The sequence below is a fragment of the Mycobacterium heidelbergense genome, assembly GCF_010730745.1.
GTDB classification, from domain to species: Bacteria; Actinomycetota; Actinomycetes; order Mycobacteriales; family Mycobacteriaceae; genus Mycobacterium; species Mycobacterium heidelbergense.
The window spans coordinates 1,894,726-1,917,697 of sequence record NZ_AP022615.1 but is presented as its reverse complement, the minus strand read 5'-3'; the positions used below and the strand labels follow the sequence as shown (position 1 = coordinate 1,917,697).

Annotated in this window: 26 protein-coding genes and 1 pseudogene; 12 read left to right on the top strand and 15 right to left on the bottom strand. The window is 67.5% G+C overall.

Annotated elements, in window-relative coordinates; translation table 11 throughout:
* Positions 1-32: 32 nt before the first annotated feature.
* The 5 genes from G6N25_RS09070 to G6N25_RS09050 all read right to left on the bottom strand — a co-directional run bounded on the left by G6N25_RS09070 (position 33) and on the right by G6N25_RS09050 (position 5,581).
* Complete coding sequence (locus tag G6N25_RS09070; protein ID WP_083072936.1) at positions 33-860, bottom strand: ABC transporter permease; 828 nt, start codon at positions 858-860, stop codon at positions 33-35.
* The gene (locus G6N25_RS09065; RefSeq protein WP_083072935.1) at positions 850-1,671 is read right to left on the bottom strand and encodes an ATP-binding cassette domain-containing protein; all 822 of its coding nucleotides are present in this window, start codon (positions 1,669-1,671) and stop codon (positions 850-852) included. Before G6N25_RS09065 ends, G6N25_RS09070 begins: the two co-directional genes overlap by 11 nt.
* Positions 1,668-2,129 (bottom strand): MarR family winged helix-turn-helix transcriptional regulator, encoded by a 462-nt coding sequence (locus tag G6N25_RS09060; RefSeq protein WP_083072934.1) that lies wholly within the window; start codon positions 2,127-2,129, stop codon positions 1,668-1,670. Before G6N25_RS09060 ends, G6N25_RS09065 begins: the two co-directional genes overlap by 4 nt.
* A 120-nt stretch (positions 2,130-2,249) precedes the next feature.
* A complete protein-coding gene (locus G6N25_RS09055; protein ID WP_083072933.1) occupies positions 2,250-5,168 on the bottom strand; it encodes an MMPL/RND family transporter in 2,919 nt (972 codons plus the stop codon).
* Positions 5,165-5,581, bottom strand: a complete 417-nt coding sequence (locus G6N25_RS09050; RefSeq protein ID WP_179961712.1) for an MmpS family transport accessory protein — start codon at positions 5,579-5,581, stop codon at positions 5,165-5,167. The genes G6N25_RS09055 and G6N25_RS09050 overlap by 4 nt, the downstream gene beginning before the upstream one ends.
* Before the next feature lie 196 nt (positions 5,582-5,777).
* Between G6N25_RS09050 and G6N25_RS09045 the strand changes: the two genes are divergently transcribed.
* The 4 genes from G6N25_RS09045 to G6N25_RS09030 are packed head-to-tail and all read left to right on the top strand — an operon-like array spanning position 5,778 to position 7,707.
* Positions 5,778-6,098, top strand: a complete 321-nt coding sequence (locus G6N25_RS09045) for a metal-sensitive transcriptional regulator (RefSeq protein ID WP_083072931.1) — start codon at positions 5,778-5,780, stop codon at positions 6,096-6,098.
* Positions 6,099-6,130: 32 nt separating this feature from the next.
* On the top strand, positions 6,131-6,745 hold the full coding sequence (locus tag G6N25_RS09040) for a mycothiol-dependent nitroreductase Rv2466c family protein (RefSeq protein ID WP_083073090.1): 615 nt from the start codon (positions 6,131-6,133) through the stop codon (positions 6,743-6,745).
* Positions 6,746-6,796: 51 nt separating this feature from the next.
* Positions 6,797-7,198: a DUF302 domain-containing protein gene (locus G6N25_RS09035; protein ID WP_083072930.1), complete on the top strand. Its 402-nt coding sequence runs from the start codon at positions 6,797-6,799 to the stop codon at positions 7,196-7,198.
* 53 nt (positions 7,199-7,251) lie between these two features.
* Positions 7,252-7,707, top strand: a complete 456-nt coding sequence (locus G6N25_RS09030) for a MaoC family dehydratase (RefSeq protein WP_083072929.1) — start codon at positions 7,252-7,254, stop codon at positions 7,705-7,707.
* A 94-nt stretch (positions 7,708-7,801) separates the two neighbouring features.
* Here the strand turns inward: G6N25_RS09030 and G6N25_RS09025 are convergent, their stop codons facing one another.
* The 4 genes and pseudogenes from G6N25_RS09025 to G6N25_RS09010 all read right to left on the bottom strand — a co-directional run.
* Complete coding sequence (locus tag G6N25_RS09025; RefSeq protein ID WP_083073089.1) at positions 7,802-9,097, bottom strand: acyl-CoA dehydrogenase family protein; 1,296 nt, start codon at positions 9,095-9,097, stop codon at positions 7,802-7,804.
* Positions 9,098-9,188: 91 nt separating this feature from the next.
* On the bottom strand, positions 9,189-9,611 hold the full coding sequence (locus tag G6N25_RS09020; RefSeq protein WP_083072928.1) for a VOC family protein: 423 nt from the start codon (positions 9,609-9,611) through the stop codon (positions 9,189-9,191).
* 10 nt (positions 9,612-9,621) lie between these two features.
* Complete coding sequence (locus tag G6N25_RS09015; RefSeq protein WP_083072927.1) at positions 9,622-10,074, bottom strand: helix-turn-helix transcriptional regulator; 453 nt, start codon at positions 10,072-10,074, stop codon at positions 9,622-9,624.
* A 4-nt stretch (positions 10,075-10,078) separates the two neighbouring features.
* A pseudogene (locus tag G6N25_RS09010) lies at positions 10,079-10,756 on the bottom strand (LLM class flavin-dependent oxidoreductase); the annotation flags it as partial.
* Between the two features lie 79 nt (positions 10,757-10,835).
* Between G6N25_RS09010 and G6N25_RS09005 the strand changes: the two are divergent.
* On the top strand, positions 10,836-11,441 hold the full coding sequence (locus G6N25_RS09005) for a GNAT family N-acetyltransferase (RefSeq protein WP_083072925.1): 606 nt from the start codon (positions 10,836-10,838) through the stop codon (positions 11,439-11,441).
* 24 nt (positions 11,442-11,465) lie between these two features.
* On the opposite strand, the gene G6N25_RS09000 is transcribed toward G6N25_RS09005, so the two are convergent.
* A complete protein-coding gene (locus tag G6N25_RS09000; protein WP_083072924.1) occupies positions 11,466-12,140 on the bottom strand; it encodes a TetR family transcriptional regulator in 675 nt (224 codons plus the stop codon).
* An 81-nt stretch (positions 12,141-12,221) separates the two neighbouring features.
* On the opposite strand from G6N25_RS09000, the gene G6N25_RS08995 reads away from it, so the two are divergent.
* From G6N25_RS08995 to G6N25_RS08980, 4 genes are read left to right on the top strand one after another with little or no spacing between them, the layout of a single operon-like run.
* Entirely contained in the window at positions 12,222-13,295 is a 1,074-nt protein-coding gene (locus tag G6N25_RS08995; protein ID WP_083073088.1) for a ferredoxin reductase, read from the top strand.
* A 25-nt stretch (positions 13,296-13,320) separates the two neighbouring features.
* Positions 13,321-14,427: a fatty acid desaturase family protein gene (locus G6N25_RS08990; protein WP_083072923.1), complete on the top strand. Its 1,107-nt coding sequence runs from the start codon at positions 13,321-13,323 to the stop codon at positions 14,425-14,427.
* 42 nt (positions 14,428-14,469) lie between these two features.
* Positions 14,470-14,985: an SRPBCC family protein gene (locus G6N25_RS08985; protein ID WP_083072922.1), complete on the top strand. Its 516-nt coding sequence runs from the start codon at positions 14,470-14,472 to the stop codon at positions 14,983-14,985.
* On the top strand, positions 14,985-16,025 hold the full coding sequence (locus G6N25_RS08980; protein WP_083072921.1) for an LLM class flavin-dependent oxidoreductase: 1,041 nt from the start codon (positions 14,985-14,987) through the stop codon (positions 16,023-16,025). Before G6N25_RS08985 ends, G6N25_RS08980 begins: the two co-directional genes overlap by 1 nt.
* Positions 16,026-16,095: 70 nt before the next feature.
* On the opposite strand, the gene G6N25_RS08975 is transcribed toward G6N25_RS08980, so the two are convergent.
* Both G6N25_RS08975 and G6N25_RS08970 read right to left on the bottom strand, forming a co-directional pair.
* Positions 16,096-17,202, bottom strand: coding sequence for a hypothetical protein (locus tag G6N25_RS08975; RefSeq protein WP_083072920.1), 1,107 nt, complete (start codon positions 17,200-17,202; stop codon positions 16,096-16,098).
* Positions 17,199-17,789 carry a TetR/AcrR family transcriptional regulator gene (locus tag G6N25_RS08970; protein ID WP_083072919.1) on the bottom strand — a complete coding sequence of 197 codons (591 nt, stop codon included), beginning with the start codon at positions 17,787-17,789 and terminating at the stop codon, positions 17,199-17,201. The genes G6N25_RS08975 and G6N25_RS08970 overlap by 4 nt, the downstream gene beginning before the upstream one ends.
* A gap of 28 nt (positions 17,790-17,817) precedes the next feature.
* Between G6N25_RS08970 and G6N25_RS08965 the strand changes: the two genes are divergently transcribed.
* Together G6N25_RS08965 and G6N25_RS08960 are read left to right on the top strand one after the other, a co-directional pair.
* Complete coding sequence (locus G6N25_RS08965; RefSeq protein WP_083072918.1) at positions 17,818-19,080, top strand: sulfotransferase family protein; 1,263 nt, start codon at positions 17,818-17,820, stop codon at positions 19,078-19,080.
* Between the two features lie 26 nt (positions 19,081-19,106).
* A complete protein-coding gene (locus G6N25_RS08960) occupies positions 19,107-20,006 on the top strand; it encodes an alpha/beta fold hydrolase (protein WP_083072917.1) in 900 nt (299 codons plus the stop codon).
* Between the two features lie 30 nt (positions 20,007-20,036).
* On the opposite strand, the gene G6N25_RS08955 is transcribed toward G6N25_RS08960, so the two are convergent.
* Both G6N25_RS08955 and G6N25_RS08950 read right to left on the bottom strand, forming a co-directional pair.
* Positions 20,037-20,249 (bottom strand): TOBE domain-containing protein, encoded by a 213-nt coding sequence (locus tag G6N25_RS08955; RefSeq protein WP_083073087.1) that lies wholly within the window; start codon positions 20,247-20,249, stop codon positions 20,037-20,039.
* A gap of 49 nt (positions 20,250-20,298) precedes the next feature.
* Positions 20,299-20,916, bottom strand: a complete 618-nt coding sequence (locus G6N25_RS08950) for a TetR/AcrR family transcriptional regulator (RefSeq protein WP_083072916.1) — start codon at positions 20,914-20,916, stop codon at positions 20,299-20,301.
* Between the two features lie 134 nt (positions 20,917-21,050).
* On the opposite strand from G6N25_RS08950, the gene G6N25_RS08945 reads away from it, so the two are divergent.
* Positions 21,051-22,376, top strand: coding sequence for a cytochrome P450 (locus tag G6N25_RS08945; protein ID WP_083072915.1), 1,326 nt, complete (start codon positions 21,051-21,053; stop codon positions 22,374-22,376).
* 16 nt (positions 22,377-22,392) lie between these two features.
* Here G6N25_RS08945 and msrA read toward each other — a convergent pair whose 3' ends face one another.
* The gene (msrA, locus tag G6N25_RS08940; RefSeq protein WP_083072914.1) at positions 22,393-22,908 is read right to left on the bottom strand and encodes a peptide-methionine (S)-S-oxide reductase MsrA; all 516 of its coding nucleotides are present in this window, start codon (positions 22,906-22,908) and stop codon (positions 22,393-22,395) included.
* Positions 22,909-22,972: the final 64 nt, after the last annotated feature.

The window sequence follows — 22,972 nt, the reverse complement described above, 5'->3', positions numbered from 1 at the left end:
GAAATCGTCACGGGCGGGTAACGATTGGTGACCTAAGCCACGAGGCGGCGGAGAAGCGTTGACGCCGTGCCGATTCCGGCCACCGCGGCCACCGCCAGCACGACGATGTCGATCGGGTTGAACGGGGTGCCGATCAACAGCGCCCGCAGCGCGCCCACCTCGTAGCTGAGCGGGTTGACCTTGCTCAGCGCGCGCAGCCAGGCCGGCATCACGTCGACCGGGTACAGCGCGTTGGACGCGAAGAACAACGGCATCGTGATGGCCTGGCCGATCCCCATCAGGCGATCGCGACTGCGAACCAGCCCGGCCAGCGTCATCGACAGGCAGGCGAAGAACGCGGCGCCGAGCATGACCGTGGCCATCGCCGCCAGGATTCGCAGCGGATTGACGGTCAGCCCGACGTTCATCAGGTACGCCAGCGCCAGCACGCCGACGACCTGGGCGACCGATCGCACGCCGGCCGCGAACGCCTTGCCGGTGATCAGCGCCGACGCCGGCGCCGGGGTCACCATGAGCTTGGCGAGGATGCCGGCGTCTCGATCCCAGATGATCTGTATGCCATAGAAGATCGAGATGAACAGCGCCGACTGGGCGATGATTCCCGGCGCCAGGAAGGCCAGATAGGACACCGGCCCGGTGTGGACGACGTGCAGCTTGCTGAACGTGGTGCCGAAGATCAGCAGCCACAGCGCCGGTTGCACCATCCGGGTGACGAGCTCGGTCCGATCGTGCCGCAGCTTCTGCAGTTCGACGATCGCGAACGCGCCGATGCGGCCCAGCGTCGCGGGGACGCGCTGCCATCCGCGCGGGGCGCGGACCGGGGCGGCTACCGGGGCGTCGGCGGCGCTGTCAACTGGCACGGCTGGCGACCTTTCTGCTGGAACGGATTTCGCGGAAAGAACCGGAAGTCTCCGTGTGATCGGACAGACCGGACGCCGCGTAGTGGCGGAACACGTCTTCGAGCGTGGCGCCGGGTGCTATCTGGGCCTTGAGCTCGGTGGGCGTGCCCACGGCCCGCAACGCCCCGCGGTGCATCAGCGCGACCCGATCACACAGCGCGTCGGCCTCCTCCATGTAATGCGTGGTGAGCAGCACCGTCATGCCGAACTGCGCCTGCATGTTTTGCACCTGTTGCCAGACGCCGTCGCGGGCGATCGGATCCAGCCCGACGGTCGGCTCATCGAGCACCAGCAGCGACGGGCGGTTGACCAGCGCCTGGGCCACCTCGAGGCGGCGCACCATGCCGCCGGAGTAGGTTCCCGCCGGCCGGTCGGCCACGTCGCGAAGCTCCATGGCGTCCAGCGCCTGCTCCACGCGTTCGGCCCGGCGGGCGCGCGGCACGCCGTAGAGCCGGGCGAACCAGTGCACGTTCTGCCGGCCGGTCAGCGTGGGCTCGATCGAAAGTTGTTGGGGGACATAGCCGAGGTTGCTCCGGATGTCGATGGTCCGATCGCGGGCGTCCATGCCGAAAATGCACAATTCGCCGTGCTGCACGGGGGTCAAGGTGGTGAACATGCGGACCAGCGTCGTCTTTCCGGCGCCGTTGGGTCCGAGCAGGCCCATGGTCTCACCGGGCCGCACCTGCAAGGTCACGTCGTCGACCGCGGTGAACCGTCCGTACCGGTAGGTCAGGTTTCGGCAGTCGATCGCCATCGGCAGTCGTTCGCTCATGCTCGCCGCTCCTGCAATAGTTGGGTCATCGTGTCAAGGACCTCCAATCCCTTTGTCAAAGACTCGATTTGATCGTCATCGAGTTCGCCGAGCACCTCCGACATCAGCCCACGCCGGGCGGCCCGGGACGCGTCGACGATGTGCTGGGTGGGCTCGGCGAGCCGTAACTGGCAGGCCCGGCGGTCCGTCTCGTCCACCGTCCGGATGAGCAGGCCGTCGGCCACCAGCTTGGAGACCAGGGTCGAGGCGGTGTTGGGCACGAGTCGGAGTTCCGCGGCGGCGGCGCGCACCGAGATCCCCGGTCGCCGGCCGACGAGCCACAACAACTCCGACTGCGACTCGGTGAGCCGCGCCGAATCGAACCCCCGACCGGCCGATCGGCGCAGTTGGCGCCGGAACCTGCCGACGACGCCGAACATGTCGGCGACCAGGTCGGGGCTTGATTTCACTGCATCCATATATAGCTCTGTTTACGAGCTAAAGATGTGCGCGAGCTGTGTGGGACCTAGCCGCCGGCTACTTTTCGAGGAAATGCAGGACCACGTCCGTCAGCGCACCGTCGTCGACGCCCGCGGTTCTCACCGCGCCGCCGAGGCCATGGCATTCTCGGCCTTGGCGGTGGGCGCCCCGGCATCCTCACCGAGAAGAAGCGAACGAACGAGTCGACGCGGTCCGAAGGGCCGCAGCATGGAGCTGGCCGGGCGCGGGCGCACGCGGATCGGCCACCAGAACCAGCGCCCGAGCAGCGCCGCGATCGACGGCGTCATCAAGGAGCGCACGACCAGGGTGTCGAAGAGCAGGCCGAGTCCGATCGTCGTGCCGGCCTGCCCGATTGAGCGGAGATCGCTGGCGGCCATCGACATCATGGTGAAGGCGAACACCAGCCCCGCCGCCGTCACGACGCCCCCGGTTTCGCCCATCGAGCGGACGATGCCGGTCTTCAGCCCGGCGCCGATCTCCTCCTGGAACCGTGACACCAGCAACAGGTTGTAGTCGGAACCAACGGCGAGCAGGATGATCAACCCGAACACCGGCGCGATCCAGTTCAAGTCCAGACCCACGAGGTGTTGCCACACCAATACCGAGAGTCCGAAGGCGGCGCCCAGCGAGAGCAACACCGTCCCGACGATCACCAGAGACGCGACCAAGGCCCGGGTGATCATCACCATGACCGCGAAAATCAGTGTCAGGGCCGCTATTCCGACGATCAGCAGATCGTATTGGGAGCCCGCCTGGATGTCGCGGTATATCGCGGCGGTGCCGGCGAGGTAGAACCTCGCGCCGGTCAGGTTGGTTCCCTTCACCGCTTGCTGTGCGGCGGCCAGTTCCGGCTTGACCGCGGATATGCCCGCCGGAGTTGCCGGGTCCGCGTCGTGGGTGATGATGAAGCGCGCGGCCTTGCCGTCCGGCGACAGGAACAATTTCAGGCCGCGCTGAAAGTCGGCGTTCTGGAACGCTTCCGGGGGCAGGTAAAAGTAGTCGCCGCTTCTGGAGGCGTCGAAGGCCTGACCCATCGCGCTGGCCGTGTCGGTCATCTGGGCCATTTGCGTGACCAGGCCCGAGAAGCTGCTGTGCATGGTGAGCAGGGTCGCCTGCATGGACCTCGCGACGGCGATGATGGGCGGAAACTCGGCGAGCATCTGGGGCACGATCGCGTCGACGTTGTCCATGTCCTTGATCAGCGTGCTCATGTTCTCGCTGAACTTGTCCACCCCGTCGATCGCCTCGAACACCGACCTGGAAGCCCAGCAGACCGGGATGTTGAAACAGTGTGGCTCCCAATACAAATAACCGCGAAACGGGCGCGCGAAGTCATCGAAATCTGCCAGATGGTCGCGCATCTCGTCCAGCGTGGCGTGCATCTCGCGCGTATCGCCGACCATGTGATGGGTCGCGCCGCTCATCTGCCCGAGCAAGCCCTGCATCCGCTGCATCGAGGCGATCATGGCGCCGAGATCGTCGCTCATGGTGAGCATGTCGGCCGTGCGGTCCCTCATGAATTGCAGGTTCTGCTGGATCGGGATCGATTGGGCACTGATCTGGAACGGTATCGACGTGTGCTCGATCGGACCGCCCAACGGGCGGGTGATGCTTTGTACCATCGCGATTCCCGGCGAGCGAAAGACGTCCTTGGCCAGCCTGTCCAGGATGATCATGTCGCCGCTGTTGCGCATGTCGTGATCGCTCTCGATCATCAGGATGTCGGGATTCATTGTGGCGGCGCTGAAATGGCGCTCGGCGGCCGCGTATCCGACGTTCGACGGCAGGTTGGCCGGGATGTAGAAGCGGTCGTTGTAGCTGACCTTCATGCTCGGCATGATGAGGATGCCGACGATGGCGATGGCCAGTGCGGCCGCGAATACCGCGCCGGGCCAGCGCACCGTTGCGGTGCCGACGCGCCGCCACCCGCGCGTCTTGATCATCCGTTTCGGGTCGAGCCAACCGAACCGGGTGGCCACCGCGACCACGGCGGGCGCCGCGGTCAGGGCTCCCGCGACGACGACGAGCAACCCCACTGCGGACGGAATGCCCAGCGCCCTGAAATACGAGAGTCGCGCCAAGTGGAGGCAGAAGGTGGCGCCGGCGATGGTCAACCCCGAGCCCAAGATGATGTGCCAGGTCCCGCGGAACATCGTGTAGTAGGCGGTTTCTCGATCCTGACCGGCCTGGCGAGCCTCCTGGTACCGACCGATCAGAAAGATCGCGTAATCGGTTCCCGCCGCAATCGCGAGCGAGGACAGCATCGCGACGACGAACGTCGAAAACCCCAACAGGCCGGAGTTCCCGAGCAGCGCGACAAGCCCTCGGGCCGTGCCCATCTCGAAACCAACCATGACGAGAACCAGGAGCACCGTGCTGACGGAACGGTAGGCGATGAAAAGCATGATCATGATGACCACACCGGTCACGCCCATCATTGTGAACATGCTTTTGTCGGCGGCTTCGTTCATGTCCGTTGTCAGCGGTGCCGGACCGGTGACGTAAACCTTGAGCCCCGCCGGAGGTGCCGACTTGCCGACGACGTCCCGTACCGCTTTGACGGACTCGTTTCCCTCGGTGCTGCCCTGGTTTCCGGCCAAATTGAGTTGGGCGTAAGCGGCTTTGCCGTCCCGGCTCTGGACGCCGGCGGCCGTGAGCGGGTCGCCCCACACGTTCTGGACGTGCTGCACGTGCTTGGGGTCGGCCCGCAGCTCTTTCACCAGCCCGTCGTAATAGCGGTGCGCCTCCTCGCCAAGCGGATTGCTGCTCTCCAGGACGATCATCGCGATGCTGTCGGAGTCCGACTCATGGAAGGTTGCGCCGATGCGCTTGGCGGCGATCATCGCCGGCGCGTCGTGCGGTGACATCGTCACCGCGTGATTTCGCGCGACTGACTCGATCGGCGGAACAAGCACATTCAGGGCGACGGTCACAAGCAGCCATCCCAGCAGGATGGGCACGGCGAACCTGCGGACGAACCGCATGAATTTCGGGCGAGCGTCGTTGTCGGTGGTCATGCGGCCTTCACCAGACAGGAAGTTTGGGCGTGGCGCCCGACCGAGGATCGTTCGTCCTTGAGCACACCGTTGACGGTGATGCGGCACCCGATGTCGTCGCTGTTGCCCTGCGCCACCACGCTGGCGATCACGGCGGGCGCGGTTGTCGTGATCGTGACGGTCCACGGCAGTGTGGCGAAGTCTGCCCGTTGCGGCTGCGCGTTCGTGTCGAGGTAGCTGACGCTTCCCGCCGTGCCGCCGGGTCCGTAGACCTCGTAGGTCACCCGCTTGACATGCGAGGGCTCGAGTGGTTCGGCGCTGCTGCCCGTCGCGGTGAAGATCGCGTCGGAGCCGAAAACACCGCGGAGCCGGTCGACGGCGACGCCGCCCAGGGCAACCGCCGCCACGACGACGAGCGGCACCCAAGCCCGCATCAGAAACGTGGACACTGACGTTTCCTTTCGCTCGTGACCCGGTCTTCCCGGTACGGAGTCTCGGCCCGCCTCGCCGCGGCCGATAGGGCCGTTTGGCCTGCGCCTGAGGGCCGGCGGGCACCCATCGTCATACCATACCCCATAGGGTATATCACGAGATGGGGAAATACCCGGCGGGGTATGGTATGAAGGAGGTATGGCAAAAGAAGTGCGCGGCAGTTCACCGCTTAACGTCGACGTCGCCAGGCATCGCCAGGGCGACATCGATGCCGTCCTCGCCCGGTTACGCCGGGCGCAGGGTCAGCTCGGGGGCGTCATCTCGATGATCGAGCAGGGACGCAGCTGTAAAGACGTCGTCACCCAGTTGGCGGCGGTATCGCGGGCGCTGGATCGCGCCGGCTTCAAAATCATCGCCTCCGGCCTGCGTGACTGCATCGCGCCGTCGGAGGACCGGCCGGCTGGTGCGCCCGCTTTGTCGATCGACGAGCTGGAAAAACTGTTCCTGAGCCTGGCCTGATGGCGGGCGATCGTAACGAGGGGAGGCGGCAAATGGACTCTGCCAGCACGGATCGAGTCGAATCGAAGGCGACACTCTGGCTGGACCCGGTGTGTCCGTTCTCCTGGAACACCGCACGTTGGCTACGCGCCGTCGCCGAGAAGACCGGGTTGGCGATTGATTGGCAGCTCATGAATCTGGCGGTCCTCAACGAGGGCCGGGAACTAGCGCCCGCGCAGCAGGCCCGGATGCGTGACTCGCAACAGGTCGGCCGGCTGATGGCGGCCATAGCCCGCGAACACGGCGCCGCCGGATGGGTGGCCGCGTATTTCGCCTTCGGCGAGCGATACTTCGACCGTTCCGAACCCGTCGGCGCAGATCTCGTGGCGCACGTTTTGATGATGGCGGGCGCCCGCGGTGCCACCGCCGCGGCCGTCTCCGACGCATCCCTGGACGAGGTTGTGCGGCAACAACATCAGGCGGGACAGGACGCGCTCGGCGAAACCGGGGGCAGTCCGATCCTGCGGATCGGTGAACACACATTTTTCGGGCCTGTGCTGACCGCGCTGCCCGACGCGGGCGCAACGATCGCACTGTTCGACGCGGTCGCCACTCTGGCCGCAACTCCACAGTTCACCCAGCTGCAACGGCCACGCACCGCGGCTTAGCCGGCGCGACGCGACATCTCGGTGAGTTCAAGGCGGAAAGGTGAGGGACAAATGACATCAGGACTGAGCACCACGCTGCACACCTCGTTCGAGGACGCGGTGGACCGGACAACAAAGGCGCTGGCCGATCAGGGTTTCGGCGTACTGACCACGATCGACGTGAAGGCCACGCTGAAGCAAAAGCTCGGGGAGGATATCGAGAACTATCTCATCCTGGGTGCCTGCAACCCGGTGCTGGCGCACCGCGCGCTGGGCATCCACCGCCAGATCGGCCAGTTACTGCCGTGCAACGTGGTGGTGCGGTCTGACCCCGCCGGCGAGGGCGACGCGGTTCTCGTCGAGGCGATGGACCCCCAACTCATGGTCAAAGTGACAGGTGAGGCGGGGGCTTTGCAGGACGTCGCGGATCAGGCCACCGCCAAGCTGCAAGCGGCGATCGGCGCGCTTGGGTAACCGGCCGCCGCGCCCGGCGCTAGTGTTAGCAGCCGAAACCAAGGAGAAACCGCATGCGCACCTTCGAATCAGTGGCCGAATTCGCCGCCGCGGCGGGCGAGACCCTCGGGCACAGCGACTGGGTGACCATCACCCAGCAGGACGTCAACCTGTTTGCCGACGCGACCGGTGATCACCAGTGGATCCACGTCGACCCGGAGCGCGCCGCGGCCGGCCCGTTCGGCAAAACCATCGCCCACGGTTTCATGACCCTGGCGCTGCTGCCGCGGCTGCAGCACCAGATCTACACCGTCAACGGCATCAAGCTCGCAATCAACTACGGCCTCAACAAGGTTCGCTTCCCGGCCCCGGTGCCCGTCGGGTCCAGGGTGCGCGCCCAGAGCTCGTTGGTCAGCGTCGACGACCTCGGCGACGGCGCCGTGCAGGCCACCGTGTCGACCACCGTCGAGATCGACGGGTCACCCAAGCCGGCGTGCGTGGCCGAAAGCATCGTCCGCTACATCACCTAACCGCGCCGAGCGTTAACCGCGCCGAGCAGACGCGGAATCGCATTGCGCGGGCCCGCGCAATGCGATTGTGCGTCTGCTCGCCGGGGATATCGGGTCAGAACTCCGCGATCGCGTGTTCCAGGCGCTCGGCCAGCCGGGCCTGGGCTTCGGCGCGCCGGGTCGGTATGTGCTGTGACGGGAAAGGCGTTGTCACGGGCTGGTATTCACGCAGCGTGCGGCGGGCGACCGTCATCTTGTGCAGCTCGGTGGCGCCGTCGGCGATGCCCAGCGACTCGGCGGCCACCATCATCTTGACGAACGGCATCTCGTCGGAGACGCCGAGCGCGCCGTGCAGGTGCATGGCCCGCTGCACCACGTCGTGGAGCACCTGGGGCATGGCGACCTTCACCGCCGCGATGTCGCGGCGCACCTTCTGATAGTCGTGGTGCTTGTCGATCAACCACGCGGTGCGCAGCACCAGCAGCCGGAACTGTTCGATCTGAATCCAGCTGTCGGCGACCTTCTCCTGCGTCATCTGGAAATCGGACAGCCGCCCGTGCCTCGTCTTCCGCGACACCGCGCGCTCACACATCATGTCGAATGCACTGCGCGCCAACGCGATTGTGCGCATCGCGTGATGGATGCGGCCACCGCCGAGCCGGGTCTGCGCGATCATGAACGCCTGGCCCTCGCCGCCCAGCACGTGATCGGCCGGCACCCGGACGTCGGTGTAGCGGACATAGCCGTGGCTGGCACGCTTCGACGACTCGGCCCCGACCCCGACGTTGCGCACGATCTCGATGCCCGGCGTCTCGGCCGGGACGATGAACAGCGACATCTTGTCGTAGGTGCGCGACTCGGGGTTGGTGACGGCCATGACGATGAAAAACGACGCGTGCTTGGCGTTCGTGGAAAACCACTTCTCGCCGTTGATCACCCAGTAGTCACCGTCGCGGGTCGCGGCGGTGACGAACTGCCCGGGGTCGGAACCGCCCTGCGGTTCGGTCATCGAATAGCAGGAGGTGATCTCGCCGTCGAGCAGCGGCTGCAGGTAGCGCGCCTTCTGTTCGTCGGTGCCGAACAGCGCGAGGATCTCGGCGTTGCCCGAGTCCGGCGCCTGGCAGCCGAACACCGACGGCGCCCAGCGGGAGCGCCCGAGGATCTCGTTGAGCAGCGCGAGCTTGACCTGGCCGAAGCCCTGGCCGCCGAGCTCGGGCCGCAGATGCGCGGCCCACAGCCCCTGGTCCTTCACCTGCTGTTGCAACGGCCGCAGGATTGCCATCATCTCCGCGTTCTTTTTGTCATACGGGTCAAGGGCGACCAGATCGAGCGGTTCCAGCTCGTCGACCATGAATTTTTCGACCCAGTCCAGCTTCGCCTGGTATTCCGGGTCCGTTTCGAAGTCCCACACCGTGGCCAACCGTTCCCCGGTGCGGCGTCGCACCGGCCTCGTCGATGAAGCCACACCATCCTAATCGCGACGGCGGACGTGGGCCGCCTGGTCAGCCGCCGATCTGGGCCAATTGGGTCAGCCGAACGCTGTTACCGGATGGGTCGCGGAAACCGCAGTCGATGCCGTAGGGCATCTCGTGCGGCTCCTCGGTGAACTCCACGCCCCGCGACTTCATCTCGTCGTAGGTGGCCTGGCAGTCATCGGTGGTCAGGAACACGGTGCCGGCGAAACCCTTCGACATCACTTCGCTCACCTGATTGCGGGTCGCGTCGTCCATCACCGGCGGACCTGGAATCGCCATCAAGACGATCGACACGTCGTCCTGGCCCGGTGGGCCGACCGTCAACCACCGGAAGTGCAGCTCGGGCAACGAAACATCTTGGCGCACTTCCATGCCCACCTTCTCGGTCCAGTACTCGAGTGCGACATCCTGGTCATGCACCCACAAATGGGCGCTCGCAATCTTCAACATGAGCACGACGCTACGGGCTGTCCACGCCGTCCGTCTTCTTCCCGTGTGCTGTCTTGACGCGGCCCTCGGGGGGCCGGCGGGTATCCCGTCGCAGAATGCAGCTCGGCACCCGCGCGTGCACCGACGCCGGCGGGAGGCTGGCCCGGTAGGCGGTGGGCGGCAACCCATACACGCGGCCGAAGGCAGTGGTGAACGAACCGACGCTGCGCAGACCGACCATGACGGCAATGTCGGCGACAGATCGGTCGGTGCACCGCAGCAGTGCGGCGGCCCGTTCCAACCGGCACGTCTGCAGGTACGAGCGGGGTGATTCACCGAAGGTCCGAGCGAACATGCGGCTGAAGTGGGCGCGCGAGAGTCCGGCGGCGGCGGCCAGATCATCGACGGTGATCGGCTCGGCGTAACGGGCGTCGGCCAGGTCTTTGGCGCGCAACAGATAACGGGCCGGAGGAACCTGCGGCATGGGCTCAAGTATGCAGTTTGGGCAAGACGTTGGCGCGGTAGAAGTCGATGGCGGCGACGGGATCGTCCTGCGGGAAGTGCAAAAACGGAACGGCCCCCGCGTCGAGGACCTTCTGCACGGCATCGACGTGCGGGGTGGGGTCGGTGCCTACCGTCCAGTTGGCGAGCACTTTGTCGATGGGGTTCGACTCGGCGGCGCGCTGGATCTCGACGGGATTGGGCTGGTCGACGGCCCCGGCGGTGAAGCGCCACAACACCGCGGCGCGGGCGGCCTGGTCGTTATCGCCGACGACGGCGAACAATTCGGCGCGCTTCTCCAGCGTGGCGGCGTCGCGACCGGCGGCCTGCGCGCCGGCGCTGAACGCGGCTAACAACTTCGAATCGGCGACATCGCGGGCCTGCGTGATCCAGCCGTCGCCGTATTGACCGGCCAGCCTTGCGCTCTTGGGGCCGCCGGCGGCCACGAAGATCGGCGGCGGCGTGGCCGGGGTGTCGTACAGCTTCACCGAGTCCGTCCGAAAGTAGCGGCCCGCGAAGGAGATTCGCGAGCCACTCCACAGTTGGCGGATCAGTTCGATCGCCTCGATCAGCCGGTCGTGGCGCTCGCGGTAGTCGCCGTAGGCGTTGGTGCTGGCCTGCTCGTTGAGTCGCTCGCCGGTGCCCGCGCCGGCGGCCACCCGACCGAACGCCCGCCGCGAGATGCCCGTCACCGGGTCGAGATACCCGCCACGCCGCGCGTCACACCCCATTAGCCTGACGAGGGTGACCCCCCGGGCGCGCCCGGCGCGCAAGGCCGACATCCGCGAGTTGTCACACACCCTGGCCCGGGCGTTTGACGACGACCCGGTGATGATGTGGCTCCTCCCCGATGCCGAGGCGCGGACCGCGCACCTGTACCGGATGTTCGCGACCATGACCCGGCACCACCACCTTGCCCACGGCGGCGTCGAGGTGGCCCGCGATGGTCCGGCCATCGGCGCGGCGGCGCTGTGGGATCCGCCGTGTCAATGGCAGGGAACGCGCCGAGAGCAGTGGGCGATGATGCCGACGTTCCTCCGGGTGTTCGGTCTCCGCTCGATGCGGGGACGCGCGGTGCAGGAACTGATGAGGCGTGCCCACCCCGAGGAACCGCACTGGTATTTGGCCGCGATCGGCAGCGACCCGACGGTCCGGGGGCGCGGCTTCGGGCAGGCCCTGATGCGGTCCCGGCTGGACCGCTGCGACGCCGAGTACTGCCCGGCCTATCTCGAGTCGACCAAGCCCGAAAACGTGCCGTACTACGAGCGTTTCGGGTTCACGGTCACCCGCGAGATCACGTTGCCCGACGGCGGCCCGCCGCTCTGGGCGATGTGGCGGGCGCCCCGGTGACCTCCGACAACGACGTGACGGTCCCTAGGGACCGCTCCGCCAGCCGGCGATGCCGACGGCGATCATCCGCAACTGCTTGACGGCGATACGCCGGATGTCCTCCAGCGCCTCGGCGCTCTGCGCGTCCTCGATCGCCTCGGCGATGACGATCATCGCGTTCACGAACAGCGTCGCCAGGACGTTGAGGTCCTCCGTGGACCACTCGTTGAGCCCCGGGAAGCGCGCCAGATCGGTCGCCAGCTCCGAGGTGAGCAGCCGGATCTCGGTGCGGATGGCGTAGCGCAGCACGCTCAGCCCGCTGTTGCGCTCCCGGCCGATGAGGCGCCAGTGCTCCCGCCGCTGGGCGACGCTGGCGATCAGGATCTCGACCGACGACTCGATCACCCGGTTCGGGTCGAGCCGGCCGGCGCGGGCTTCGCGCAGGGTGTCGCGCAGGCTGCGAAACGATTCGTCGATCAATACCAGGCCGAGGGCCTCCATCGACTCGAAGTGACGGTAGAACGCCGCGGGCACGATCCCGACCTCGCGGGTCACCTCGCGCAGGCTCAGGCTGGAAAAGCTGCGGTCCTGCAGCAGCCTCAGCGCCGCGGCGATGATGGCCCGGCGCGTTGCCTCCTTGCGTTCCTCGCGCGACGGGCTCTCGCGGGAACGCTCGCGCCCCGACCGGCGCGGTCGTGAGCTAGGAGTACGGCTGTTCACTATGTGAACCCTACCACAGAGCTGGCTAAACACTTGACCACCTGGGTCACCCGGTAACAGTGTGTACATATGTTCACTCAAATGCCGACTCGGAATCTCACCCGAACCCTTCGGCGGCGGGTCCTGGGTTCGGACCTGCTGGACCTGCTCACCGGCCCGCACGGCGTGGACCGCTACACCGAGCTGGTCGCGCCGACCTGGACGATGGGCGAGGCCCGCGCCAAGGTCGTCGACGTGCGCCGGACCACTCCGCGCAGCGTCACTCTCACGCTCGCCCCCAACGAGGGCTTCACATCCACCCACGCCGTCCAAGCCGGTCAGTACGTCAACCTCACGGTCGACATCGACGGCCGCCGGCACACCCGCTGCTACTCGCCGGCCAACGCCGAAGCAAGCCCCACCCTCGAGCTGACGATCGGTCACCACGACGGCGGGCTGGTCTCGACCCACCTCTACGAGCGTGCCCGTCGCGGCATGGTGGTCGGCCTGGCCGGCGTCGGCGGCGACTTCGTGTTGCCGGCGGTGCGGCCGCGACGGGCCCTGTTCGTCTCCGGCGGCAGCGGCATCACCCCGGTCATGGCGATGCTGCGCACGCTGATCGCGGAGCGCCACCGGGGCGAGATCGCGTTCGTGCACTACGCCCGCACACCGGCCGAGGCGTGCTATCGCGATGAACTGGCCGCGATGCCGGGCGTGCGCGTTCTGCACGGCTACACCCGTTCCGGCGCCGGCGACCTGGTCGGCCGCTTCGACGCCGACCACCTAACCGCGGCCATGCCGTCGCCCGATGCGGTGTTCGTTTGTGGGCCAACGGCTTTGGTCGACGCCGTACGCGAGCACTGCGACAACGTGCACACCGAGAGCTTCGTACCCCCGGCGTTGGAGGCGCCGGCCGATCCGTCGGGCGGGCGAATCACGTTCGCCGACAGCGGGATCGACGTGGTGGACGACGGTCGCCCGCTGCTGGAGCAGGCCGAAACGGCCGGCCTGACCCCGGAGAACGGATGCCGGATGGGGATCTGCCACACCTGCACCCGGCGCAAGACCGCCGGCACCGTGCGCAACCTGGTCACCGGCGCCGTCTCCACCGCCCCGGACGAGGACGTCCAGATCTGCGTGTCCGTCCCGGTCGGCGACGTCGATCTGTCGCTCTAGAGACAAGATTCATGGAGGAAAACTCATGTCAGACAACAAGATGACCCTGACCCCCGAGCAGGCCGAGGCGTTCGGCCGCGAACTCGACGCCATCAAAGAACGCGTGACGGCCGACCTCGGCGAAAAGGACGCCGACTACATCCGCCGCGTCATCAAGGCCCAGCGGGCGCTGGAAGTCGGCGGGCGTGCCCTGCTCTTCCTGCCGCCGGCGTGGCCGGTCGGCACCGTGATGCTGGGCCTGTCGAAAATCCTGGACAACATGGAGATCGGCCACAACGTCATGCACGGCCAGTACGACTGGATGCGTGACCCGGCCATTACCGGTCGCACGTTCGAGTGGGACACGGCCTGCCCGGCAGACCAATGGCGGCGCTCGCACAACTACATGCACCACACCCACACCAACATCGTGGGGATGGACCGCGACATCGGCTACGGCATCCTGCGGATGAGCGAGGACCAGCCCTGGGAGCCGTACTTCATCGGCAACCCGGTGTACGCGTTCCTGCTGATGGTGTTGTTTCAGTACGGGGTCGCGCTGCACGAACTGGAAACGGAACGCATCCGTTCCGGGGAGATCAGGCTCACCGACAAGCGCGAGGTGCTGCGGGAGATCTGGAAAAAGACGCGCCGGCAGACGCTCAAGGACTACGTCGCGTTCCCGCTGCTGGCCGGGCCGTTCGCCCCGTTCGTCTTCACCGGCAACCTGTCGGCCAACCTGATGCGCAACGTGTGGTCGTACATGATCATCTTCTGCGGCCACTTCCCGGACGGAACCCAGGAATTCACCGTCGAAGAGACCAAGGACGAGTCCCGCGGCATGTGGTACTTCCGCCAGGTCCTCGGCTCGGCAAACCTGACCGGCGGCAAGCTCTTTCACCTGCTGTCCGGCAACCTGTCGCACCAGATCGAACATCACCTGTTCCCGGACATGCCGGCCCGCCGGTACGCCGAGATCGCGGCCGAGGTGCAGGAGATCTGCGAGCGCTACGGCATTCCCTACCACCGCGGCCCGCTGCTGAAGCAGTTCGGCTCCGTCGTCCGCAAGATCGTCAGACTGACGTTCCCGGAGCCCTGGTCGCGGCGTGGCGCGCCGGCCAAGCCCGTCGATCGACTGCCGGCCGTCGCCTAATCGTTAGGTGCCACCCGGGTCCGGGCGGGGGACAATGGGCCCGTGGAGTGGACCGGCGCGCGCTATGCGGATACCCCAACGGTGGAGGCCTCGACGTGGATCGACGCCGATCCATCCCGGGTGTGGAGCCTGGTCTCCGACATCGAGCTGATGCCGACCCTCAGCAACGAGCTGCAGTCCGTCGAGTGGATCGACGGAGCCAGCGGGCCCCGGGTCGGCGCCCGCTTCGTCGGGCACAACGAACACGACGCGTTCGGGCGGTGGAGCAGCACCTCCCAGGTCGTCGCCTGCGACGAGCCGCGGGAGTTCGCCTGGGCGGTGGGCGATCCCGAATATCCCTCGGCGACCTGGCGTTTCCGGCTGACACCGCGAGACGGTGGCACCTTCCTGACCTTCTGGATGCGGATGGGGCCGGGACGCTCGGGATTGTCGGTGGCCATCGACTCGATGCCCGACAAGGAAGAAAAGATCGTGTTCGTGCGGATGCGGGAGTTCGAGGCAGCGATCGGCAAGACGCTGGCGGCGATCAAACGGCTGGCCGAACACGGGGTGCGTTGATGCGGACCGCCACGACGGTCGAGTTGTCCGGCGCCCCCGACGAAATCGTGACGCTTGTGGTCGAGGCGGAAAAGCTGGGCCTCGACGTTTGTTGGGTCGCCGAGGCATGGGGTTCGGACGCGCCGTCCGCGCTGGGTTACCTCGCGGCGCGCACCGAACGGATGCTGCTGGGTTCCGGCGTCCTGCAGGTCGGCACCCGGTCGCCCGTCATGGTCGCCCAGACCGCGATCACGCTGTCCAACCTGTCGAACGGCCGCTTCCTGCTCGGGCTCGGCGCGTCGGGCCCGCAGGTCATCGAGGGCCTGCACGGCGTCTCGTTCAGCCGACCGCTGACGCGCGTCTCCGAAACCGTCGACATCGTGCGGCAGGCGTTCGCCGGGGGCAAGATCGCGCACTCCGGCACGGAGTTTCAGATCCCTCGACCCGGCGGTGAGGCGGTGCCGATGCGGCTGTCGACCCGGCCCGAGCACGCCATTCCGATCTACCTGGCCGCGCTGTCGCCGGCGATGCTGCGGTTGACCGGACGGATCGCCGACGGCTGGCTGGGCACCAGCTTCGTGCCGGAAGGCGCCGCCGACGCCTACTTCGCGCCCCTCGACGATGGGCTGGCGGCGGCCGGTCGCGCCCGCGCCGACATCGACGTCTGCCAGGGCGCCGAAGTCGCCTTCGCCGCAGACGAAGACGAGCTGCGCGGCATGGTCGCGGACCGCAAGAAGGAGCTCGCCTTCAGCCTCGGCGGGATGGGGTCGGCGAGCACGAACTTCTACAACCGGGCCTACAGCCGGCAGGGCTGGGCCGACGTCGCGGCCGAGGTGCGGGAGCGCTGGCAGCGCGGCGACCGCGACGGCGCGGCCGGATCGGTGACCGACGAGATGGTGCTGGCCACCACGCTCGTCGGGACCGAGGAGATGGTTCGGGCCCGGCTTGCGGTGTGGCGCGGCGCCGGCGTGAACACCGTGCGGCTGTACCCCGCCGGTGACACGCTGGACGCCAAGCTCGCCACCCTGGGTCGGGCCATCGAACTCGTCGGCGAGACCTGACGACTGCGCCGAACGTGTTCTCAGGGCGAGATTTCGGCGATTTTCCCGCCCTCATTACACGCTCGGCGAGCTAGGTGGCGGCCGTCGGTGCGTCCGATATCTTCACGAGTTCCACCTCGGGCCGCGCCGGCACCCCGTCGGGCAGGAACCACCGGAAGGCGAGGTTGCCGCGGGGGTAACCGAGCGCGGTCACCGAATTCGGGTGGGCGGTCATCCCGCGGGACAGGACGATCGTCACCGACCCGTCACCGTTGACCGCGGCGCCATGGCCGTTGATGGAACAGCGGGCATCGGGGCCCTCCGAGGCGCCATAGGTGGCCATGAACTGGTTCCACACCACCATGTTCCAGAACCTGCACGACGGCGGCCGGTGGGTGATGACCAGCGCCTCGTCGTCGTCGAGCACGAAGCTGCCGTAGGAGTAGCAGGCGTCGCGCGCGGACCAGCCGAAGTTGGCGTCGGGCACCTGATAGGGCTCGGTGAATTGGTTTGCCGCGTGGGCGGTCTCGTGCCCCAGCGCGTGGCCGGCCCTGTCCCCGACGGGCAGCGGCACGATGGCGAACATGGTGCGCAGCCAGGCGGCCGCCGCCCGCAGGCTCGCCGCGGTCTCGGCGTCGCCGTGTCGTATCGGGTCGGGCCCGTCGAGGGCCTCGATGTGCCAGGTGACCGGGCGGCCGGTCAGGGGGTCGGCCTGGTAGTCACGCGTCATCAGCACGGCGGCGTCGGGTGTCGGTGGGAATTCGAAGCGGAAGTTGCCGTCGGCGTCGATGTCGAGGTCGCTGTCACGCACGATCGCCACGACGCGGTCCGACCACGCGCCGGGCGAGGGTTCGTTGTAGGCGGTCACCGAGAAGTACACGCTGTCGCCCTTGTTGCCGCTGATGCGGTAGCGCCGTCGCGGATCGACCGGGCACAGGAAGTAATACGCATCGGTGTTGTCGCCGCCCCACCGTCGGTCGCGACGGAACGGCGTGTTCACGGCGACGAACTGGGGCCGGCCGGGCTCGGGAAACAGATAGGCGTCGAGGGCCACGCCCAGCGTGGTGGCCAGCATGCGGTAGCCGTCGGCGATGTGCCGGTCGTCGGTGACCGCGCGGTCCCCCTCGAGGAAGGAACGGTCCAGCGCGCCAAGGGTTTCGAGCAGTTCCCGCCACGCGGTCGTCGAGTCGTGCGTCATGCTGTGGTTCCTTTCAGGATTCCCTTCAGGAGCAACGTGGTGGTGCGGTCGACCCAGGCGTCGTCGAGTTCGGTTGCGCGCGTGAGCAAGCCCAGCAATGTGATGCCGGCGATGGCCTCGGCCAGTTCGGCGGCCGTCACGTCGGGCCGGACCTCGCCCCGGGCCGCGGCGCGTTCCAGCCGCTCGGCGAGCCCGCCGCCGATGATGTCGGAGAACCGCTCCAGCAGCGCCGAATGCAGGGTCGGATCCGCCGCCATCTCGCCGACCAGTCCGGGCAGGGCGGCCCTGGCGGCGGGCGTCGTCAGGAAAGCCGTTGTGCGGCGCACCATCTCGCGCAGGTCCCCGGGCAGCGACCCGGTGTCGGGGATCGCGGTCGCCGCGCCGATCGGAAACACCGCCTCGTGCACGAGGTGCGCCTTGCTCGGCCAGCGCCGGTACACCGCGGGCTTGCTCGTGCCGGCCCGCTCGGCGATGGCCGAGACCAGGAGCTCGGAGTAACCGGTTTCGGCGAGAAGTTCGACCGTCGCGCGAAGCACCGCGGCGTCGATGCGCGGGTCACGGGGGCGGCCAAAGGCTACTACTACCATTACGAAACTCACGGTAACATAAGTCGCCGTGACCGACGCCGTCCACTCCGTTCGCCTCGACGACCTGGCCGAGCCCCGATTCAGCGCCGCGGCCCAGCAGATCCTCGACGCCATGGCCGCGATGGCCCCGGATTGCCCGTTGGACGCCGACGCGCTGCACGACCGGGCCAGCGCCGACACCGGCCTGCACGATTTCGGCCCCAGGGAAGTCGATGACTACCGCGACTACCGCGAAAGGCTCGACGTCTATCTCGCCGCGCTGCGTGACATCGACGGGCTGCACGCGGCCGGGGTGGTCAACTTTTACGGGCAGCTGCTGCAGTTGCTCAAGAACCGGCTCCTCTTCACCGACCTGCTGAACCGCCATCCCGAGATCGACCGCATTCGACTGCAACCGCCGGTCGTGATCGCCGGCCTGCCCCGCACCGGCACCACCCACCTGCACAACCTGCTGGCGGCGCCGCCCACCTTCCGCACCATGCCGTACTGGGAAAGCGTCGAGCCGTTCCCGTCGCCGCGGGAGGCGGGGGTTCAGCCGGATCCGCGGCGGACGCGGATGGATATCGGGGTCGGCGTTATCAACACCGTGATGCCGCATTTCGCGCTGATGCACGAGATGACCACCGATCACGTCCACGAGGAAATCCAGCTGCTCGCCAACGACTTTTCGACGATGCTCTTCGAGACGCTCGCCGACGTGCCCGGCTGGCGCGACTACTACCAGGCCCACGACCAGACGCCCCACTACCGATACCTCGCCCGCCAGCTGAAGGCGATGCAGTTTCTGCGCGGCGGGCGGCGCTGGCTGCTCAAGTCGCCCCAGCACCTCGAGCAGGTGCCGGTGTTGGATCGCGTCTTCGGCGACAGCATCGTCGTGTTCACCCACCGCGATCCGGTGCCGGTGGCGCTGTCGATGCTCGCGATGATCGCCTACTCCGCGCGCATGCACCGCTCACCGGTGCCGGTCAAACGGATCGCGGATTACTGGGTCGACCGCCTCGAGCGGATGTTCGCCGCGCTCATCCGCGATCGTGACGCCATCGGCCCGGAACGCTCGATCGACGTCCGGTTCGACGACTTCATGGCCGACGAAGTCGGCGTAGCCGAGCGGGTCTACGCCCTGGCCGGTGAGCCGTTCACCGAACAAGCGCGCGCGGCGGTCGCCGGCTACCTGGCGGATCACCGGCGCGGCCGGCTCGGAAGCGTCGAGACGTCGCCCGAGATGTTCGGGCTCACCGAGGACGCCCTGCGGGCACGCTTCGCGCCCTACATCGAGCGGTTCCTGAAGTAGCCGACGATCGACTACGTTCTGAATACATGGTCGCCATGCCCGCGCTCGACGGTGTCGAACACAGATACGTGGACCTGGGTGACGGTGTCACGATCCACGTCGCAGACGCCGGACCCGCCGACGGGCCGGCGGTGATGCTGGTGCACGGCTTCCCCCAGAACTGGTGGGAATGGCACGAATTGATCGGTCCGCTGGCCGCCGACGGCTATCGGGTGCTGTGCCCCGACCTGCGCGGCGCGGGCTGGAGTTCGGCGCCCCGCTCCAGCTACCTCAAAAACGACATGGCCGATGACCTGGCCGCGGCCCTGGACCGGTTGGGCGTCGCGACCGTCACGCTCGCCGCCCACGACTGGGGCGGGCCGGTCGCGTTCATCATGATGCTGCGCCATCCGGAAAAGGTGACCGGGTTCTTCGGGATGAACACCGTGGCGCCGTGGGTGGAGCCCGGCCCGTCGCTGCTCCGCAACATCTGGCGGTTCTGGTACCAGATCCCGATATTGCTGCCGGTGATCGGTCCGCGGATGATCGGTGATCGCCACGCCCGGTTCTACCGGTTGCTGGCGTCGTGGGTCGGCGGCGGATTCTTGCCGCCCGACGATGAGGTTCGTCTCTATGTCGAGTGCATGCGCGAGCCCGGGCACGCGGTGGCCGGTTCGCGGTGGTATCGCACCTTTCAGACCAGGGAATTGGTGCGCTGGCTGCGCGGCGAGCACGACCTCAAGGCCGGGGCTCGCGTCGACGTGCCGGTCCGCTGGCTGAGTGGCACGAAGGACCCGGTGCTCACGCCGGACCTGTTGGACGGATATGCCGACCGCATCAGCGATTTCGAGGTCGAGCTGGTCGAGGGCGTCGGCCACTGGATCGTCGAGCAACGCCCCGAGCTGGTGCTCGACCGCCTGCGCGCCTTCCTGCGCGCCGAAACATAAACCGCTGTAACGCCTTTCGGCGTGCCCCGGTCAGTCCACGCCGATGGTGACCTCGGTGGACTTGATGAACACCGTCGCCGGCTGCCCGACCGCCAGGCCGAGGCTGGTCGCGGCGTCCTTGGTGACCGAGGACGTGACGATCTGGTCGCCGCCGTCGAGCTTGACCTTCACGATTGCCATCACGCTGCCGAGATCGACCTCGGTGATCGTCCCCTTGAGCTGGTTCCGGGTCGATAGCCGCATCGCGAGATCCTCCAGGTCATAGAAGTTCACAGTGGGGTCAGCGATGAGCCTAGTGTCGCGGGCCGAGCAGGGCTATGGACGCGTCTACGGCCGGCTCGACTATTTCTCGGACGGGTCTGCCGTCTTCGACGGCCAGCGCCGTCAGCTCGCGCAGGCCACCCAGCAGGATCACCGCCAGCGGCGCGGTCAACGGCGGTAGCTTCGCGCGCCGGAACCCCGGGCTGGCGCTGAGGTCGATCAGCAGGCCGGACAACAACTGCAACCCGCGGCGCTGCACCGGGCGGGCGACGGCGCCCAGCGACGGAAGTTCACGAATCCAGCTCAACGTGATGGCCGGGCGGGACTCGATGTATCCGACATAGGCCTCGACGGCCTGACGAATCTGCCGGTGCCAGTCGGCTTCGGGGTCCACCGCCGCGGCGATGCTCTCGCCGAGCTTCTCGATGTCGGCGCGCAAGAGCTCCAAGAAGCACTCTTCCTTGCCGGCGAACTGGTCGTAGAAGGTGCGCTTGGACGTGCGGGCGTGCCGGACGATGTCGGCGACCGTGCTGGCGCGGTAGCCACGCTCGGCGATCGAGGTGGCCAGGCCGTCGAGCAGCCGAAGCCGAAACGGATCGGGTTCGTCGGGGAAGTCGCCGAGAACCGCGTGGTCAGCCGCCGCCGTCACGGGCAGTGCCCCTTTCGGTGAGTACGGCACCCTTGTCAGGCTTGGTACTACAGAGTACCGTACCGGGAAAGGCCTGCGGTACACCGTCGTACCACCCCGATCGCGGGGGCAGACGTTGGGAGCAAATCACCGCCATGAGCGAACTAGTCACCGCCCCACCGGCGTCCCCGCCACTCAGCCTGCCCCCGGCGGCCCGGATCCCGAAGCTGCTCTGCGGCTTGGTCTTTGCGATTTCACGTCGGGGGATGATCCGACGCCTGGCGCGCCGCTACGGCAGCGTCTTCACGCTGAGCATCCCGATCTACGGTCGCGTCGTGATCGTCGGCGACCCGCAGCTGGCCAAGCAGGTCTTCACCAGCGGCCCCGAGGAGTTGGGCAATATCCAGCCGAATCTGAGCCGGCTGTTCGGGTCGGGCTCGGTCTTCGCGCTGGACGGCGACGAGCACCGCCGCCGGCGACGGCTCCTGGCGCCGCCGTTCCACGGCAAGAGCATGAAGAATTACGAGGCCATCATCGAAGAGGAGACGCTGCGCGAGACCGCCGACTGGCCGGAGGGTCGGCCGTTCGCAACGCTGCCGTCGATGATGCACATCACGCTCAACGCGATCCTGCGCGCGGTTTTCGGGGCCGACGGAGCCGAACTCGACGAGCTGCGCCGGCTCATCCCGCCGTGGGTCACCCTCGGCTCCCGCTTGGCCGCACTGCCGAAACCCCAACGCACATATGGCCGGTTCAGCCCGTGGGGCCGGCTGGCCGAGTGGCGGCGCCAATACGACGTCGTCCTCGACAAGCTGATCGCCGCCGAGCGGGCGGACCCGAACTTCGCCGAGCGGACCGACGTGCTCGCGCTGCTGCTGCGCAGCACCTACGACGACGGTTCGGTCATGTCGCGCAAGGACATCGGCGACGAGCTGCTCACGCTGCTGGCCGCCGGGCACGAAACCACCGCGGCGACGCTGGGCTGGGCATTCGAGCGGCTGAGCCGCCACCCCGACGTGCTGGCGGCCCTGGTCGAGGAGGCGGACACCGGCGGCAATGAGCTGCGCCAGGCGACGATCCTGGAGGTCCAGCGGGCCAGGACGGTCATCGATTTCGCCGCACGCCACGTCTATTCGCCGGTTTTCCGGCTCGGCGAGTGGGACATTCCGGGCGGGGATTCGGTCATCGTGGCCATCGGGCAGATCCACGACAATCCCGACGTCTACCCCGACCCGGAGCGCTTCGTACCGCAACGCCACATCGGCAACAAGCCGACCACCTTCGCGTGGATCCCCTTCGGCGGCGGCACCCGGCGGTGCGTGGGGGCCGCGTTCGCCAACATGGAGATGGACGTGGTGCTACGAACGGTGTTGCGCCACTTCACCATTGAGACCACCACGGCTCCGGGGGAGCGGTGGTACTGCCGGGGCGTCGCCTACACCCCCAAGGAGGGCGGGCGCATCGTGGTCCACCGGCGGTGAAAACCGCGGCGCCGGGTCAGCCGCCGGCGGGCGCCCGTCGCGGCAACGTCCAGCCGGGGCGCACGTAGTGGCAGGTGTACCCGTCGGGGTAGCGCTCCAGGTAGTCCTGGTGCTCGGGCTCGGCCTCCCAGAAGTCACCGGCCGGGCTGACCTCGGTCACCACTTTGCCGGGCCATAGGCCCGACGCCTCGACGTCGGCGATGGTGTCCAGCGCGATTCGCTTTTGCTCGTCGTCGACGTAGAAGATGGCCGACCGGTAGCTGGTCCCGCGGTCGTTGCCCTGCCGGTTCTTCGTTGTCGGATCGTGGATCTGGAAGAAGAACTCCAGCAGCGCGCGGTAGTCGGTGACCGACGGGTCGTAGACGATTTCGATGGCCTCGGCGTGCGTGCCGTGATTGCGGTAGGTCGCGTTGGGGACGTCGCCGCCGGTGTAGCCGACCCGGGTCGAGACCACCCCCGGCTGCCTGCGGATCAGGTCTTGCATCCCCCAGAAGCAACCGCCGGCGAGGACCGCTTTGTGGGTTCCTGTCATTGCTTGTCCTCCTTGGGAACCGACGACGTTGTCCAGGCTACACTCCGGCGATGACGTGTAACGG

Coding starts and splice junctions, on each gene's coding strand:
- G6N25_RS08980 (WP_083072921.1), top strand. CDS start 14,985: ATGCGGACCGCCACGACGGTCGAGTTGTCCGGCGCCCCCGACGAAATC.
- G6N25_RS09060 (WP_083072934.1), bottom strand. CDS start 2,129: ATGGATGCAGTGAAATCAAGCCCCGACCTGGTCGCCGACATGTTCGGC.
- G6N25_RS09055 (WP_083072933.1), bottom strand. CDS start 5,168: ATGACCACCGACAACGACGCTCGCCCGAAATTCATGCGGTTCGTCCGC.
- msrA (WP_083072914.1), bottom strand. CDS start 22,908: ATGACAGGAACCCACAAAGCGGTCCTCGCCGGCGGTTGCTTCTGGGGG.
- G6N25_RS08960 (WP_083072917.1), top strand. CDS start 19,107: ATGGTCGCCATGCCCGCGCTCGACGGTGTCGAACACAGATACGTGGAC.
- G6N25_RS09040 (WP_083073090.1), top strand. CDS start 6,131: ATGGACTCTGCCAGCACGGATCGAGTCGAATCGAAGGCGACACTCTGG.
- G6N25_RS09050 (WP_179961712.1), bottom strand. CDS start 5,581: ATGCGGGCTTGGGTGCCGCTCGTCGTCGTGGCGGCGGTTGCCCTGGGC.
- G6N25_RS09015 (WP_083072927.1), bottom strand. CDS start 10,074: ATGCCGCAGGTTCCTCCGGCCCGTTATCTGTTGCGCGCCAAAGACCTG.
- G6N25_RS08955 (WP_083073087.1), bottom strand. CDS start 20,249: ATGCGGCTATCGACCCGGAACCAGCTCAAGGGGACGATCACCGAGGTC.
- G6N25_RS08995 (WP_083073088.1), top strand. CDS start 12,222: ATGCCGACTCGGAATCTCACCCGAACCCTTCGGCGGCGGGTCCTGGGT.
- G6N25_RS09045 (WP_083072931.1), top strand. CDS start 5,778: ATGGCAAAAGAAGTGCGCGGCAGTTCACCGCTTAACGTCGACGTCGCC.
- G6N25_RS09035 (WP_083072930.1), top strand. CDS start 6,797: ATGACATCAGGACTGAGCACCACGCTGCACACCTCGTTCGAGGACGCG.
- G6N25_RS09020 (WP_083072928.1), bottom strand. CDS start 9,611: ATGTTGAAGATTGCGAGCGCCCATTTGTGGGTGCATGACCAGGATGTC.
- G6N25_RS08945 (WP_083072915.1), top strand. CDS start 21,051: ATGAGCGAACTAGTCACCGCCCCACCGGCGTCCCCGCCACTCAGCCTG.
- G6N25_RS08975 (WP_083072920.1), bottom strand. CDS start 17,202: ATGACGCACGACTCGACGACCGCGTGGCGGGAACTGCTCGAAACCCTT.
- G6N25_RS09065 (WP_083072935.1), bottom strand. CDS start 1,671: ATGAGCGAACGACTGCCGATGGCGATCGACTGCCGAAACCTGACCTAC.
- G6N25_RS08970 (WP_083072919.1), bottom strand. CDS start 17,789: ATGGTAGTAGTAGCCTTTGGCCGCCCCCGTGACCCGCGCATCGACGCC.
- G6N25_RS09030 (WP_083072929.1), top strand. CDS start 7,252: ATGCGCACCTTCGAATCAGTGGCCGAATTCGCCGCCGCGGCGGGCGAG.
- G6N25_RS08990 (WP_083072923.1), top strand. CDS start 13,321: ATGTCAGACAACAAGATGACCCTGACCCCCGAGCAGGCCGAGGCGTTC.